The sequence below is a fragment of the Alteromonas sp. ABH4_456 genome, from assembly GCF_056160645.1.
This window is the reverse complement of the sequence record NZ_JBSWXO010000003.1, coordinates 366,614-382,069: the sequence shown is the minus strand read 5'-3', so window position 1 is coordinate 382,069 and position 15,456 is coordinate 366,614. Positions and strand designations below refer to the sequence as shown.

The 15,456-nt window shown below is 49.5% G+C and carries 19 protein-coding genes; 11 read left to right on the top strand and 8 right to left on the bottom strand.

What is annotated here, in order from left to right; genetic code table 11:
- The first annotated feature begins 30 nt into the window (after positions 1-30).
- Complete coding sequence (locus tag ACXAG2_RS07040; RefSeq protein WP_119500201.1) at positions 31-1,401, top strand: DegQ family serine endoprotease; 1,371 nt, start codon at positions 31-33, stop codon at positions 1,399-1,401.
- Between the two features lie 240 nt (positions 1,402-1,641).
- Positions 1,642-2,646 carry a trypsin-like peptidase domain-containing protein gene (locus ACXAG2_RS07035; protein ID WP_474865625.1) on the top strand — a complete coding sequence of 335 codons (1,005 nt, stop codon included), beginning with the start codon at positions 1,642-1,644 and terminating at the stop codon, positions 2,644-2,646.
- 62 nt (positions 2,647-2,708) lie between these two features.
- Here the strand turns inward: ACXAG2_RS07035 and ACXAG2_RS07030 are convergent, their stop codons facing one another.
- Positions 2,709-2,933 (bottom strand): hypothetical protein, encoded by a 225-nt coding sequence (locus ACXAG2_RS07030; protein ID WP_474865450.1) that lies wholly within the window; start codon positions 2,931-2,933, stop codon positions 2,709-2,711.
- Between the two features lie 530 nt (positions 2,934-3,463).
- On the opposite strand from ACXAG2_RS07030, the gene ACXAG2_RS07025 reads away from it, so the two are divergent.
- The 4 genes from ACXAG2_RS07025 (at position 3,464) to ACXAG2_RS07010 (ending at position 6,642) form a co-directional block, all read left to right on the top strand.
- Complete coding sequence (locus tag ACXAG2_RS07025; RefSeq protein WP_474865448.1) at positions 3,464-4,327, top strand: MipA/OmpV family protein; 864 nt, start codon at positions 3,464-3,466, stop codon at positions 4,325-4,327.
- Positions 4,328-4,419: 92 nt separating this feature from the next.
- Positions 4,420-4,707 (top strand): DUF3019 domain-containing protein, encoded by a 288-nt coding sequence (locus tag ACXAG2_RS07020; RefSeq protein ID WP_474865446.1) that lies wholly within the window; start codon positions 4,420-4,422, stop codon positions 4,705-4,707.
- Positions 4,707-5,411, top strand: a complete 705-nt coding sequence (locus tag ACXAG2_RS07015) for a response regulator (RefSeq protein WP_474865444.1) — start codon at positions 4,707-4,709, stop codon at positions 5,409-5,411. The genes ACXAG2_RS07020 and ACXAG2_RS07015 overlap by 1 nt, the downstream gene beginning before the upstream one ends.
- A 1-nt stretch (position 5,412) precedes the next feature.
- Positions 5,413-6,642 (top strand): ATP-binding protein, encoded by a 1,230-nt coding sequence (locus ACXAG2_RS07010; RefSeq protein ID WP_474865441.1) that lies wholly within the window; start codon positions 5,413-5,415, stop codon positions 6,640-6,642.
- Between the two features lie 43 nt (positions 6,643-6,685).
- On the opposite strand, the gene murA is transcribed toward ACXAG2_RS07010, so the two are convergent.
- The 7 genes from murA to ACXAG2_RS06975 all read right to left on the bottom strand — a co-directional run bounded on the left by murA (position 6,686) and on the right by ACXAG2_RS06975 (position 11,365).
- Entirely contained in the window at positions 6,686-7,948 is a 1,263-nt protein-coding gene (gene murA, locus ACXAG2_RS07005; RefSeq protein WP_474865439.1) for a UDP-N-acetylglucosamine 1-carboxyvinyltransferase, read from the bottom strand.
- 14 nt (positions 7,949-7,962) lie between these two features.
- Positions 7,963-8,220, bottom strand: coding sequence for a BolA family protein (locus ACXAG2_RS07000; protein WP_119500196.1), 258 nt, complete (start codon positions 8,218-8,220; stop codon positions 7,963-7,965).
- Between the two features lie 30 nt (positions 8,221-8,250).
- Complete coding sequence (locus ACXAG2_RS06995; protein WP_474865436.1) at positions 8,251-8,559, bottom strand: STAS domain-containing protein; 309 nt, start codon at positions 8,557-8,559, stop codon at positions 8,251-8,253.
- Positions 8,556-9,215, bottom strand: a complete 660-nt coding sequence (locus ACXAG2_RS06990; protein ID WP_474865622.1) for an MlaC/ttg2D family ABC transporter substrate-binding protein — start codon at positions 9,213-9,215, stop codon at positions 8,556-8,558. Before ACXAG2_RS06990 ends, ACXAG2_RS06995 begins: the two co-directional genes overlap by 4 nt.
- Before the next feature lie 84 nt (positions 9,216-9,299).
- Complete coding sequence (mlaD, locus tag ACXAG2_RS06985; RefSeq protein ID WP_119500194.1) at positions 9,300-9,782, bottom strand: outer membrane lipid asymmetry maintenance protein MlaD; 483 nt, start codon at positions 9,780-9,782, stop codon at positions 9,300-9,302.
- 9 nt (positions 9,783-9,791) lie between these two features.
- Entirely contained in the window at positions 9,792-10,568 is a 777-nt protein-coding gene (gene mlaE / locus ACXAG2_RS06980; protein WP_474865434.1) for a lipid asymmetry maintenance ABC transporter permease subunit MlaE, read from the bottom strand.
- A complete protein-coding gene (locus ACXAG2_RS06975) occupies positions 10,565-11,365 on the bottom strand; it encodes an ATP-binding cassette domain-containing protein (protein ID WP_474865431.1) in 801 nt (266 codons plus the stop codon). Before ACXAG2_RS06975 ends, mlaE begins: the two co-directional genes overlap by 4 nt.
- Before the next feature lie 510 nt (positions 11,366-11,875).
- On the opposite strand from ACXAG2_RS06975, the gene ACXAG2_RS06970 reads away from it, so the two are divergent.
- The 5 genes from ACXAG2_RS06970 to lptA are packed head-to-tail and all read left to right on the top strand — an operon-like array spanning position 11,876 to position 15,456.
- Entirely contained in the window at positions 11,876-12,832 is a 957-nt protein-coding gene (locus tag ACXAG2_RS06970) for a calcium/sodium antiporter (RefSeq protein WP_119500190.1), read from the top strand.
- Positions 12,833-13,804 carry a KpsF/GutQ family sugar-phosphate isomerase gene (locus ACXAG2_RS06965; RefSeq protein WP_474865429.1) on the top strand — a complete coding sequence of 324 codons (972 nt, stop codon included), beginning with the start codon at positions 12,833-12,835 and terminating at the stop codon, positions 13,802-13,804. It abuts the gene before it with no gap.
- A complete protein-coding gene (kdsC, locus tag ACXAG2_RS06960) occupies positions 13,804-14,358 on the top strand; it encodes a 3-deoxy-manno-octulosonate-8-phosphatase KdsC (RefSeq protein ID WP_474865428.1) in 555 nt (184 codons plus the stop codon). Before ACXAG2_RS06965 ends, kdsC begins: the two co-directional genes overlap by 1 nt.
- Entirely contained in the window at positions 14,355-14,918 is a 564-nt protein-coding gene (gene lptC / locus ACXAG2_RS06955; RefSeq protein WP_474865426.1) for an LPS export ABC transporter periplasmic protein LptC, read from the top strand. The genes kdsC and lptC overlap by 4 nt, the downstream gene beginning before the upstream one ends.
- Complete coding sequence (gene lptA, locus ACXAG2_RS06950; protein WP_474865425.1) at positions 14,887-15,456, top strand: lipopolysaccharide transport periplasmic protein LptA; 570 nt, start codon at positions 14,887-14,889, stop codon at positions 15,454-15,456. The genes lptC and lptA overlap by 32 nt, the downstream gene beginning before the upstream one ends.

Here is a 15,456-nt window from a genome sequence, read left to right as displayed (position 1 = left end):
TCGCATGAAACATGAGGAGTGTAAGCGAATATGAAGAAATCTCTACGCCAGATGTTGGTTGTCTCCAGTGTTGTCGCCAGTACTTTGGGTATGTCTGCCACGGCAGGCGCTGCGTTACCTTTCTTCGGCGATGATAAGAAACAGGAAGTGCCTTCACTGGCACCCATGCTTGAAGAAGCCATGCCGGCTGTGGTGAGCATTTCCGTCGAAGGTACTCAAACTGCCACACGGCAGGTACCGGAAATGTTCCGCTACTTCTTTGGCGGCCCGCAGGAGCAGGTTCAGGAAAGACCATTTAAAGGGCTAGGTTCCGGCGTCATTATCGATTCGGAAAAAGGCTACGTAGTAACGAATAACCATGTCGTTGAAAACGCCGACGAGATTACCGTAAAACTGAGTGACGGCCGCGAATTTAAAGCCAAAAAGCTGGGTGCTGATGAACAAAGTGATATCGCACTTTTGAAAATTGAAGCGGAAAAACTCACTGCATTACCCCTGTCCGACTCAGATGAAATGCGTGTTGGCGACTACGTAGTAGCTATCGGTAATCCGTTCGGTCTGTCACAAACCGTTACTTCCGGTATCATTTCAGCCATGGGCCGTTCCGGCCTGAACATTGGCGGTTATGAAGACTACATTCAAACCGATGCTGCCATCAACCGTGGTAATTCCGGTGGTGCCCTGGTGAACCTGCGTGGTGAGCTGGTAGGTATCAACACGGCCATTTTCGGGCCGAACGGTGGTAACGTGGGTATCGGATTTGCTATTCCAAGCAATATGATGAAAAACCTCGTGGATCAGATTGCCGAATTCGGTGAGGTGCGTCGCGGACTGCTGGGAATTACCGGCAATGATGTGGATGCCGGACTGGCAAAAGCGATGGGCGTGAGTGCCAACCGCGGTGCCTTTGTACGTGAAGTAACGCCGGAGTCTGCTGCTGAAAAAGGCGGCCTGAAAGCCGGTGATATTATCACTGAAGTTAATGGTCGTGGTCTTCACAGTTTCCGCGAAATGGCTGCCAAAATTGCCAGTATGGGTGCCGGCGCTGAGGTTGAGCTGACGATTATTCGTGACGGCGAAGAAAAAACCGTGAACGTGGTGCTCGATGATGCTGCAGACAGCAAAGTGACTGCCGCAACCATTCACCCTGCGCTGGAAGGTGCAACCCTGGTGAACGGAAAAGACGAAGCCGGCAACGATGGTGTGAAAGTGTCTGAAATCGAGCGCAATACGCCAGCAGCACGGATTGGCCTCCAGCCTGAAGACGTGATCATCGGTGTTAACCGCCAACGAGTGACCACTGTCGCGGAATTCCGTGAGAAACTGGATGATTCCGGTGAAAATGTCATTGCACTGAATGTCAGACGGGGCTCCGCCACCATTTATCTGGTCATTCGCTAAGCAATTGAAATGCAGTGAAGATACAGCGGGCCGGCAGGGAATACTGCCGGCCCGTTTTGTTTTTGCTAAACCGATGACCTGATTGGTATTCAATCATTTAGGTGATATCCTTAACATTAATGAACCCCGCCTCGTTCATAATGTTAAGAGGCAAAATGGAATGAGTCAGGCGTGGCAGGCAAGCAATTCTTTTTATTTATCATCAAATCTATCGTACTGGGCCTTGTAGTAGCAGCACTTATGCTGGTCTTCATGCCGGATTTAAGAAGCGGTACAGGCTTTGGTGACAACTTTTTCTCCGGCAACTCTACCCGTCCGGCAAGGCAATCTCATTACACTGCATTAAGCCGCTCCGCGCCTGCTGTTGTAAACATCTACAGTGTCAGTATTGAAAACGACACCGGTATTTTCCGTAACCGTGCACGTGAACGGGCCAGTTTGGGTTCCGGTGTCATCATGACAGAGAACGGTTACCTGTTAACCTGTAACCACGTAGTCGAAAATGCCGACAGCATTTTTGTTGCTGTGCAGGACGGCCGGGTTCTGGAAGCACAGATTGTCGGTACTGATCAGCTTACTGACCTTGCCGTGCTTAAAGTGAATGCGGACAGCCTGCACGTTATTCCTCAGATGGACGAGCCTGATTTGCACGTTGGTGACATGGTCATGGCCATCGGCAACCCTTTCGATCTCGGTCAAACGATTACTCATGGTATTGTCAGCCGCGCCGGACGCAACGGACTGTCTAACTACGTTGATTTTATTCAGACAGATGCGGTACTGAATCAGGGTAACTCCGGCGGCGCACTGGTCGACAGCAACGGTACTCTGGTAGGCATTACCAATGCCAACTTCCAGGTCAGGGATTCCCGTAACGGCGTGCGTAACGTGGACGGTATCAACTTTGCGGTCCCTTATGAACTGGCGCGACGGGTAATGGATGACATCATCCAGAATGGCAAGGTGATCCGCGGACAACTGGGCTTCCTTGGAAGCGAATATCGTGGTACGCCCGGTATTGAAGTCACGGCAGTGGCCAACGGAAGCCCTGCAGATCAGGCCGGTTTGCGGGCCGGAGATGTGATTCTGGCCATTGACGGCATACAGTTGGAAAGTGCATCGAAAACACTGGATATGATTGCCGAAACAGATCCCGGTACAACACTCGAGCTGAACGTCAGCCGTGGCGGGGAGAATATGATGATTTCAGCAACGGTGGCAGAGCTGGGGCAACCGGCTTCATAAAGACCGCCTCATGCTTTCCGGTTGTTGCCGGCGACGTTCGTCTGAAACAAAAAACCGGAGTTTTAACTCCGGTTTTTCATTGTCTGGCAGGGAAGATTGTCAGGACAATGCCTCTCTGTCTGTGCTGTTTTTTCTAAATCAGGCTCTTTAGCCAGTGCATAAGGCGGCTCACCGATAAATACGATAGTGGCCACCATCAGGCTGAACAACACTGCTGGTATAGCATCCTTCGGATCAATACTCAGTACCCGCCGGAACTGTTGCCGGACTGAAATTACATTACTCACGCGCGAACCCCAATAAATTCAATCTTATCCATTAATTTTGACACTTCCCTGAACCACATACTTGTATTGTGTCTATACAAACAAATTGAGATGGATTCGTCAGGTCTATCTCTGAAATGCTCAACCGGGTAATCAGTTACCTCTTAATACAAACCAGAAATGCCTATGGACTTGTTATTTTTTTGTCTTTTTCGACCGGTAGACAGATTAAAAAGATAACTGTCAACTCAGACAAAAGTATATGTACCACAGATTGCAAAAAATTGACAGCCAGCAAAAGCAATTCAGTATTATTTAATATTGTTTTCAGTGATTTTCCCGAACTATCCCGTAACGTTTACTGACGATGTAAACCTCTTGTTAATTCTGTTTGAGAAAATGTGCAGCCAGCATACCTGCCCTGACACACTCCGTCAGATCCAAAGCGTACAGATTTGTTTTAAATTGTAACTGCCCCTTTCTTGCAATCCGCCGGCAGGCTAATCTGTTGGCTGCATCAGATTACCGGTACGTCACCTGAAGAGTTTTGTTTGTTGAAAATTCGTTTGTTCATTCTTATTTGCACCCTTTTCACAGGCCCTGCCCTCGCAGCGAGCGGATGCAACAGTAAAGGTGAATGCATTGATACAGGTCAGTGGCGGGTAGCTGCGGCCGTTGGTGCTGGCGGCCGGACTAATCCGTTGAGAGGCGGCAGTACACAGTCACTCGTTCTGATTGGCGATATAGCCTGGTACGCTGAGTCCTTTTATTTTGATAATTTTGAACTCGGTTATCAATGGCAAAGTAACCAGCCGGGTTTGTCTGTTGATGCCTATCTGGTTATCGATCGTGAAGCCCGCCCTTTCTTTTCCTATGAAGGTTTCGATGCCACCCCGGCAGAGCTGTTTTCCCGCGAGCAGCTGGCTGTCACTCCGGCCGCCGAAGCCAATACAGAGATCAACGTAGACAGTATTGCAGATCGCAGAAATGGCGGACATGCAGGAGTACGGCTCCACGCCGGCAGCTCACCAGCCAACGAGTGGCAATTTTCTGTAGAGAAAGACATCGCAGGGATCCACCAGGGTGTAAAGGCCCGTATTGCCTGGCGTTTCAGTCACCGCTGGCAGAAATGGCTGTTCAGTGTCAGTCCGCAACTGGTATGGAACAACAGGACATTTAACGACTATTACTATGGTATTGATGGAAAGGACACTCAAGATAAGCGGCTCTGGTACAGTGCCGGCAGCGGATTCAGGCCGGGTGTCAATGTAGCGGTAACCAGGCAATTTAACAAACACTGGGGCTTACTGGCCTTTACCCGTTATCAGTATCTTCCCGACGCGGTTACGGAAAGCCCGTTGTTGACCGGTCATGATATTCTCACGGTCTTCACCGGCCTGACATACCAGTTTTAGCGGAGCCGGGCGTGTCAGGGAAGATCATAACAATAATACTCGTATTTACTTTTCTGCTCTGCAACGCGGCACGGGGAGAAAGCTGGGAGATCATGCCCCGGATATGTGTTGGAGAACAACAAACAGAGCCCTGTGAAATGCGCGTCACTATTCATGTACCACAGCATGCGGTTGACAATGAATTTTGTGTTTATGCAGATGAGAAACAGCTTTTCTGCGGTACAGGGATCCTGCCGCCTCAGACTGTCCGGCTAATGCAGGACAGCTGGATTTTTATAAAAAATACCCGTGGCGATGTTATCTATTCCCAAAAATTGCTGGTGAAATGGAAACAAAAAGAAAAGCGAAAACGGGTTCGTGATCCATGGAGTCTGTTCTGATGACACATATTGTCCTGGTGGAAGATGACGCCCGTTTACGCACGCTGGTCAAAGATTTTCTTCAGCAGCATCATTTTGAAGTCACTGCAATGGCTGACGGTAGTCAGCTTATCTCAACAGTAAAGCTGCAGAAGCCGTCACTGGTCATTTTGGATGTGATGTTACCGGGTGATGATGGCTTTACACTCTGCAGGCATCTGAGACGTCATTACGAAGGCCCGTTGCTGTTTATGACAGCCCGGGATGATGATTTTGACCAGGTGCTGGGACTGGAAATCGGCGCAGACGATTATGTCACCAAACCCATAGAACCCAGAGTTCTGCTGGCACGTGTTCATGCACTCCTGCGTCGTATCAAATCTGCCGGACGGCTCAATGAAGCGGGACGTGAACCGGTTTTGACTTATGGAAACCTTACCGTAGACAAAGCGGCCAGACAGGTATTATTACACGGTGACGAAATCACCCTGACCAGCCACGAATTCGATATGTTATGGCTGCTCGCCAGTCACCCCTCTGAAGTAGTGGACAGGAACACCATTTACGAAGAGATTATCGGCAGAGAATATGATGGCCTTGACCGTTCCGCTGACGTGCGGGTGTCGAGACTCAGGAAAAAGCTTCACGATAATCCCAGCAACCCTTACCGTATAAAAACAATCTGGGGTAAAGGCTTCTTCTTCGTTGCAGACGCGTGGGATTAAAGTGACCCGCCTTTTCCTGAGCCTTTATCTTTTTATCGCGCTTGCCCTGGCGGGGTTAAGTGCCGCGCTGGAGCCGTTATTTTTTACATCAGACGAAGGCCTGAGTGACGAGGCAACGGATATAGTCCTTGCACTGGAAACTGTTGCCAGGAAACCGGAAGAAAGAGCCGCCTGGCTTGCCGGGGCAAAACTGGAACCCAGAGTGATCCCTGCGGCCTCACTGGCTTTCAGTCCGGCATCGGAACAGGCGCTGGAAAACGGCGAGGTCGTTCCCCTGTTCTATCAGGACTCAATACAGTTGTACGCCCGCGCAGACGACACCACGCTGTATGAACTGACCCTGCCGGTTACCGGCTCTCTTTCACGCGCCCTGTGGTATTCAACGGTTTTCTACGTTCTGCTCGGGGCATTGATTGCGCTCTGGCTCTGGCCACTCTGGCGGGATCTCACCACCATTACCCGCGGCCTGAGCAATGTGAACGCCGATGGGTCTTTCGGGAAAATATGGCTGCCTAAACGATCGGTGGTTGCGCCTATCGCTAAAGCGTTAAATCAGCTCAGTGCACAGGTAACCGAATTATTTAACCGGCATAAAGAAATGACCGGTGCAGTCGCGCACGAGCTGCGTACCCCGCTGGCGCGGCTCAAATTTGCGCTGGCAACAGAACGTCCCGCTGATGAAGAAGGATGGAAGGCGATGCGGGAAGACGTGAATGAACTTGAGCGGATGGTGCAGGAAATGCTGGACTATTTGCGTCACGACGGACGTCAGCCTGAACTGAATGTCAGTCAGATCCCGTTAAGGGCGATGGCGGAAAATTTAGCAGAACGGACTGCCGGAAATACCGCCATCTCAGTTTCAGTTACTGCGGACAATGACGGTTTAGTGGTTCTGGGAGACGATTATTACATTGGCAGAGCTATTGAAAATCTGCTGCTAAATGCCATCCGCTACGCCCGGACGGAAGTGCGGCTCCGGGTGAGCGACAACCGGGCCCATATTGTTTTGCATGTAGAAGATGACGGACCCGGGGTAAGCGAAGAAAACAAAGAGAAAATTTTTGTCCCATTCTACCGTCCTGATGCAGCAAGAAGCCGTGAGCGTGGCGGTGCCGGTTTGGGTCTGGCCATCGTCAGGCGCATTATGCTGTGGCATGACGGGGAATGTGAGGTACAAAAAAGTCAGCTTGGTGGCGCTGACTTTTTATTACGTTTTCCGAAGATCCGGTAAGGGCAATCGTAAACAGGCAAACTGTAACGATGTCCTTGTCAGGTTATTCTTTTTCGCGGGTAATGTTAGCCCCTAAACCACTTAGCTTTTCTTCAATGCCTTCGTAGCCACGATCAAGGTGATAAATACGGCTCACGTGAGTTTCACCGTCAGCAATCAAACCTGCAATTACCAGACTTGCTGATGCCCGTAAATCAGTGGCCATCACCGGTGCACCTTTTAATCGCGATGTCCCTTTCGTCAGCGCACTGTTACCTTCAAGCGCGATTTCAGCGCCCATGCGTTGTAACTCGGGCACATGCATGAAACGGTTCTCGAAGATGGTTTCAGTAATCACACCGGAACCTTCTGCCACGCAGTTCAGCGTGACAAACTGCGCTTGCATATCTGTCGGGAAAGCCGGATGAGGGGCGGTTTTCACCTGCACCGCTTTAGGCTTTCTGCCCTGCATATCCAGTTCAATCCAGTCATCACCTGTGGTGATGACGGCACCAGCCTGTCGTAACTTATTAAGTACGGCTTCCAGCGTGTCCGGCGCAGCATCCAGGCACTTAACTTTGCCACCTGATACCGCAGCAGCGACAAGGAACGTTCCGGTTTCAATACGGTCCGGCAATACACGGTAATCACAACCGCTTAATCGTTCCACGCCTTCTATGGTGATATGATCGGTACCTGCACCTTTAACTTTTGCCCCCATCTGGTTCAGACAGTTAGCAAGGTCGACAATTTCCGGTTCACGGGCCGCGTTTTCCAGCTCAGTGGTACCGTCTGCCAGTGCAGCAGCCATCATCAGGTTTTCCGTGGCCCCGACACTGACCATATCCATAAAGATACGCGCCCCTTTCAGGCGGCCGTCTACTTCAGCGCGAATATAACCTTCGTCGACTTCAATTTTTGCCCCCATCAGCTCCAGGCCAGATAAATGCAAATTCACCGGACGTGCGCCGATAGCACAGCCTCCGGGTAAGGAAACACTCGCTTTTCCCTGCTTCGCAAGTAAAGGCCCCAAAACCAGAATGGACGCACGCATGGTCTTTACCAGATCATACGATGCAGTCACACTGTTCAACGATGCTGATGAGATAACCACTTCATTCGTTGCCGGCCGGGAGACTTCTGCACCCAGTTCTTTCAATAAAGCCGTGGTGGTATTGATATCTCTGAGTGCAGGTACGTTAGTAAAACGACACGTGTCAGAGGTAAGAAGCGGGGTAAATAATAACGGCAGCGCAGCGTTTTTAGCACCACTGATACGTACTTCGCCATTCAGTGGCGGGCTCTTTTTTATTACGAGTTTATCCACAGATGTATTTACCGTTATTGAGGTACGTGGAACTGACGCTCACGCTGCCAGTCTGCTTCAGAGAAGGTTTTAATAGAAATGGCATGCATTGAGCCATCAGCAATTTTGTCCTGCAGCGGACCGTAAACAGCCTGCTGGCGCTGCACGCGGCTCATTTCATTGAAGCTGTCACTGACAGCAATAATTGTGAAATGTGAACCTTCGCCTTTAACGTGTACTTCAGTTAAACCCAGCTTGTCTTTCAGCAAAGTTTCGATATCAGATAATTCCATGGTCTGCTAACTCTTAGATTTGGAAACGTATTATTCTACGGGCAACAGGGTATCAACGTCGCTGATTTTAGCCAGTTTCAGTAGTTTCTCCGGCACCTGTGCCAGTACTACATCTACGTGATTGCCTTTGCCGTCACGCACAGCGTTTATCAACCAGGCGAGACCGGCACTGTCGATTCGCTCTACATCCCCTAAATCGAGTATGCAGCGCCCCTGCTTTGCCAGAGCGGATTTTTCAGCGGAACTTAACATGTCCCACCAATTTTTAGCGAGTGTATCACGGTCGAGGTGACCGTGAATATGCACAAAACCATTTTCACCTAGCTGAAAAAGACTCACGCAGCATCCTTATCTTGTGCGTGCTTAACTTGCTCGCCCACAGGCTGTTCAATTTTCTCGCGCATTAATTTTAGCACGGCATCAATGCCTTCCTGACGCAGAATAGGTTCGAATTCACTGCGCTTGCTGTCCAGCAGGCTGATGCCTTCAGCGACCATGTCATAGGCTTTCCATTCATTAGTCCGGCTGTCCTTACGAACCTGGAATGCCACTTTAATGTCCGGGCGACCGGGATCCTGAACGACAGCACGTACAGTCACAGACTTCTTATCTGAAAAGTCTCCTTCAGGCTCGAAAGTCACTTTCTGATTGTCGTAGTAGCCCATTGCTACCGCATAAGTCGTGATGAGGTACTGTCTGAATACCTGAACGTATTCTGATAATTTATCTTTAGGTACCGACTTAAAGTATTTACCCAGCACTTTAAAAGCCGCGAACTGATAATCGATATGAGGCAACAACTCTTCTTTCATGATGGTGCGCAGTTCTTCAGGATCTTTCTCGATCTGCGCCTGACTGGCTTTGATGCGATCAAAGGTTTTCTGACCGGCTTCTTTAACCAGTGCGTACGGGTTTTGTTCGTTAACTTCCTGGGCCTGCACCCCGCCAGTTACACTTGCAACCAGTAAGCCGGCAATCAATAAAAGCTTTTTCAACACTTAATCTCCTAAAAATTGTGTCCTTGTTGTGGTGCGGTAGCCTTAAGGAATCAGACCCCCGCATCACGGAATTTGTTTCAATTATTCGTTACTGTCGCTGCTGCCGCCGCGGTTGAACAGGAACTGACCAATCAGATCCTCAAGCACCAGCGCAGACTTGGTGTCCTGTAAATAGTCACCGTCTTTCAGCTCTTCAACCCCGTCGAAGGAAAAACCGGGCTGAAATCCGACGTATTGCTCACCCAGCAGGCCGGATGTCAGAATGGATACCGAACTGGTATCAGGAAATCCTTCGTAACTGGTAGAAATGCTCAGCGTCACAACCGGCGTGTAGTCTTCTTTATCCAGATGAATATCTGTTACACGTCCAATTGTCACACCGCCCACTTTTACCGCAGAGCGCACTTTCAGGCCGCCAATATTGTCGAATTTGGCGTAGAGGTTATACGTGTCGCCTGCGTTGGTCATGGTCTGGTTTGCCACTTTCAAAGCCAGCAATAAGGTGGCTGCAATAGTCAGCACCACAAATACACCAACCATCACTTCCGTTTTGTACTTATTCATTTCTATCCTCTACTCAATTCCGAACATCAGGGCAGTGAGTACGAAGTCCAACCCCAATACAGCTAATGATGAAAAAACAACGGTTTCCGTCGTGGCTTTACTGATGCCTTCTGAGGTCGGAACCGAATCATATCCTTTAAATATGGCAATCCAGGTCACAACCAGGGCAAACACGAGGCTTTTTATGACGCCGTTGACCACATCTTTTTGCCATTCAACCGTTGATTGCATCAAAGACCAGTAACTACCGCCATCGACACCCAGCCAGTCAACACCAACCAGGTGACCGCCTAAAATGCCAACCGCACTGAATATCAATGCCAGTGATGGCATAGCAATCATGCCGGCCCAGAAACGGGGAGCAACCACTCTGCGAAGAGGATCCACCGCCATCATTTCCAGACTGGATAATTGCTCTGTGGCTTTCATTAACCCGATTTCAGCGGTTAATGCAGAACCTGCGCGCCCGGCAAATAGTAATGCAGTGACCACCGGTCCCAGTTCCCGTAGCAATGACAGTGCGACCATGGGCCCCAGGCTGCCTTCAGCTCCATAGCCCACCAGAATGGTATAGCCCTGCAAAGCCATTACCATGCCAATGAACAGGCCTGATACCAGAATAATCAGCAGTGATTGCACACCTACAACATAAAGCTGACGAATGGTCAGTGAGATATTCTTAACTTTGGGAGCTGCAAATAAGGCACCGGAAAGCATGATGCCTGCACGGCCAATTGCAGCGACTTTGGCAATGGTTGCAGCGCCGGTTTCTTGAAGAAACTTCATGACTTACCTCCGAACAAACTGTCGGATAAGTCTTTCGCCGGATAGTGAAACGGCACCGGACCATCGGCTTCACCATTCAGAAACTGCTGCACCAGCGCAGAATCGCTGTTTTTAATTTCTTCGGCAGTGCCCTGACCGATAATGCGCTTATCCGCCAGAATGTAGATGTAATCAGCAATGGTAAGCACTTCCGTGACATCGTGTGTCACTACGATACTGGTGACATCAAGGGCATCATTCAGTTCACGAATCAATTTGACCAGCACCCCCATGGAGATGGGGTCCTGGCCAGCGAAAGGCTCGTCATACATGATGAGATCCGGATCCAGAGAAATAGAACGGGCCAATGCAGCACGTCTGGCCATACCACCGGACAGTTCACTGGGCATCATATCTGCCGCACCACGTAACCCTACAGCCTGTAGCTTAAGTGCGACAATGGTGTTGATAATATCATCGCTGAGTTTTGTATGTTCTTTGAGCGGAAACGCTACGTTGTCGCGTACCGTCATGTCAGTAAAAAGCGCTCCGCTCTGAAACAACATGCTCATGCGACGACGGGTTTTGTATAACTCGCTGCGACTCATAGAAACAATACTGTCGCCATCGAAGCGGATATCGCCTTCATCCGGCGAGAGCTGCCCGCCAATCAATTTCAGCAACGTTGTTTTGCCGATTCCGCTCGGGCCCATTACCGCTGTAATCTTGCCTTTGGGAACAACAATCGACACTCCGTCATAGATAACGCGGGATCCACGCCGGAATGTCATGTTGTCTATTTCCACTAAATTTCCCATATTCTTGAAGACGCGCCTTCCCTTTATGTTCTTTGCCGGCGGTAGCAGAAAATGCTACTACCCGATTTTACATACACCATTGTATCTTCATTTGAGGACAGCCGCCAAAACGAAAAAGTTACAAGGTGTGTTCGCATTTTTCGAAAACTTTACGCTTGCTTTTATTGCCACTGTCTGCGCAAATTTCTCCGGTTCCGGCAAGCTAGCCAGCGAGAATCATGCCATCAGAGCCAGCTTCAAGACTGACCACTCTCTTTTGTACGTAAAAAAACCCGTCACAGCGCGATTACACTTTTGTCATCATGCTGACAGTTTTTGACAATCCGGATGATTTATCACATTGATGTTGTTGATACAGAGCAGAAATATGCTTGCAGATAGCGGAAAAGCAACAGCAACTGTTGCACTTATAACCAGTTGCAACCGTATTAGCAGGTATTCTATCTAAACCGTATGCAAATGCTGTACTTTTTGCGACAATCCGAAAAAACAAAGGACGAATGGTAACTTGTGATACTTTCTATCTGTATTTTCCTGCTGGGTCTTGCTGTACTTAGCTGGAGTGCCGACCGCTTCGTTTATGGCGCTTCCGCACTGGCGAAAAATATCGGAATCTCCCCCATGATGATTGGTTTAACCATTGTCGCTATGGGGTCATCAGCACCGGAAATTGTTGTATCGGCTATCGCCTCCTCAAATGGCAATATGAACACAGCGGTAGGTAATGCGCTGGGCTCAAATATTACTAATGTTGCCCTCGTGCTGGGTATCACGGCCCTGGTAAAACCGCTCGTCGTCTCTTCCTCTACATTAAAACGTGAATTCCCCGTTCTGCTTGGTGTAACCGTGCTTGCCATGTTCTTTCTTAATAACGGCAAACTGGCTCATCTGGAAGGCATGATTCTCCTCGGCCTGTTTGTATTTGTACTCGCAGGTATGGCCTGGATATCGTTACAGGTAGATAAGGAAGATCCGCTGGTGAAAGAAACCGACGGAGAAATCCCTGACGGTGTAAATACCGGTTCTGCGGTGTTGTGGGTTGGCGTGGGTATTGTGTTACTGCCACTCAGCGCCCATTTTATGGTGAATGCGGCAGTAGATATCGCCCATTTTTTCGGTGTGTCCGACCTGGTAATCGGTCTGACAATCATAGCGCTGGGCACCAGCTTACCGGAACTGGCCGCCAGTGTGGCCGGTGTACTGAAAGGTGAAAGCGACCTGGCACTGGGAAATGTTATCGGTTCGAATATCTTTAATCTGCTGGCGGTATTGGGTATGCCGGGACTCATTGCTCCCGGGCTACTGGATGAGAATGTGTATAACAGAGACATGTGGGTGATGTTTGGTCTCACAGTGTTATTATTTTTCCTGAGCTTTAATTTTATCGGCAAGCGCCAGTTAGGCCGCCTGGAAGGTGGCATCTTTGTACTATGCTTTGTGGCGTATCAATTCTGGTTATTTGGTTAAATGAGTAATTCACCGTATATCGCGTCAGCCAGACGGGTCATAGAAATTGAAACCAGCGCTGTAAGTGCGCTGGCATCCCGGCTGGACAATAAATTTGAGCAAGCCTGCAACTTGTTGTCTGAATGCAAAGGCAAAGTAGTCGTATGCGGCATGGGGAAATCCGGCCACATCGGGTGTAAAATTGCTGCGACACTTGCCAGTACAGGCACACCGGCTTTTTTCATGCACCCGGGCGAAGCCAATCATGGCGATCTCGGCATGCTTAGTCAGACAGATATATTGCTGGCCATTTCAAATTCCGGAGAAACCGGCGAACTGGTGAACCTGCTTCCCGTGGTCAAGCGGCTGTCTGTGCCTGTCATCGCGATGACGAACAGCGAATCAAGCACGCTCGGCCAGCATGCAGATGTGGTACTCAATATCAGTGTGGAAAAAGAAGCCTGTTCGCTGGGGCTTGCACCGACCTCAAGTACTACAGCAACCCTGGTAATGGGTGACGCGCTGGCCATTGCACTGCTGGATGCTAAAGGATTTACTTCAGATGATTTCGCCCTCTCTCACCCGGGCGGCAGTCTGGGCCGGAAACTGTTACTCAAAGTGGGCGATATAATGCTGACCGGCGACGCTCTTCCTCTTGTATCGTCTGCCGCGACCATTTCACAGGCTCTGCTGGAAATATCTTCTAAAGGTCTGGGAATGACAGGTATTACAGATGACAGCGGCAAACTCAGCGGTATTTTTACCGACGGCGATCTGAGACGAATCCTGGACGCCAGAACCGACATTCATACCACTCCGGTAGCCAATGTTATGACCCGCGGCGGGAAAACTACCCGCTCCGGTACACTGGCAGTGGAAGCGTTAAATTTAATGGAAAAACACAAGATCAGTGCGCTGATGGTGGTGGATGAAAATGATCACCCAGTGGGCGCATTCAACATGCATATGTTGCTTAAAGCAGGAGTTCTCTGATGGGACATGAAGTCACTTTTTACGGTGTGATCAGTGAAGAGCGGTTTGAAAAACTCAAAGGGCTGAAACTGCTCGTTTGTGATATCGACGGCGTATTTTCTGACGGCAGAATTTACCTTGGCAACAATGGTGAAGAGTTAAAAGCCTTTCACACCCGCGATGGCTATGGCGTTAAGGCATTAATAAACAGTGGTGTGGACGTTGCTGTCATTACCGGCCGCGACTCGGCCATTGTAAAGAATCGCATGACCGCCCTGAAGGTGAAGCACATTATTCAGGGTCAGGAAGATAAAGCCACTGCTATGGCTCAGTTGTGCGAAAAGTTGAATCTGGCGCCATCAGAGGTCGCAGCCATCGGTGATGATATGCCGGATCTTGGCATGTACCGGTTTGCCGAAACAAAAATTGCGGTGAAAGATGCCCATCCGGCCGTCACCCGCGAAGCGAACTGGATCACCACAAAAAATGGTGGATTCGGCGCAGTCCGGGAAGTCTGTGATGTGATTTTACAGGCGCTCGGCACGCTGGACACCATACACGGGGCCAGTGTATGAGCCGTTTAGGGATCAGCATTTCTGCGCTGTTTGTTATGGCGCTGCTGATGTACCTTCCGGTCTGGATGGCAGAAGAGCAGGCACCGGCGAAAAAAGCCGGAGCAGACGCTTTACGCCCTGCTTATAAAGCGAAGAATTTGACAACCACGCTGTATAACGAAGAAGGCAAACTCAATCACGAAGTCTTTGCCGCCTCTATGGAGCATTACGACCAACTAGGCTTTGTGTTATTCGACCAACCCAAATACACTGTCTATGTGAATGATGACGAGGCCCCATGGCAAGTCACCGCTGATGAAGGCACACTCTACAACGATGACCTGATCCAGCTGGAAGACAATGTGCTGATAAAAAGCCTGAGTCCTGAAGAGTTTATCCAGACTATCACAACCAATTTTATTAAGGTGAATCTGGATGACAAAACCATGACTTCAGACCAGCCGGTAGATATACGCGGTGTACAGACCATCATTAAAAGTAACGGTTTCAATGCAAACCTGCGTACCCAACAATATGAGTTAATTGATCATGTGCAGACAATTTATTCCCCGGGCAGTTAGCCTTTTCGCAGCAATAGCGCTGCTTGCTGCTGCCGGTGAGGCAATGGCCGGCTCCGGTGATTTTGAAAAGCCTATTACCGTGGATGCTAAGTCACAGTTTATCGACGGTAAAAAGAAGAAATCGGTTTTTAAAGACGATGTGAAGATCACCCAGGGTTCACTCATCATTGCCGCAGATGAAGTTGAAGCCATCGCCAGTGAAGGCGAAGGGAAAGAGGTTTTTATTGCCCGCGGAAAACCAGCCACTTATTCTCAAACGCTGGATGACGGCGCAAAAGTAAAAGCCAGCGCAAATGAAATTCGCTACGAAGTAGCCAAACAACTTATTTCCTTGCAAGGTGATGCGAAAATCCAGCAAGATACCAGCATGGTCCAGGGAGATAACATCACCTATGACATGTCAAAAGAGCAACTTCTGGCAACCGGCGGTGAAAGTAACAGCAACGGCCGGGTAACCACGGTTTTCCGTCCTGACACAGTTAAAGAGCTGAAGGAAGAGAACAAGACTTCAGACAGTAACGAAAACGAGGGTAACTGA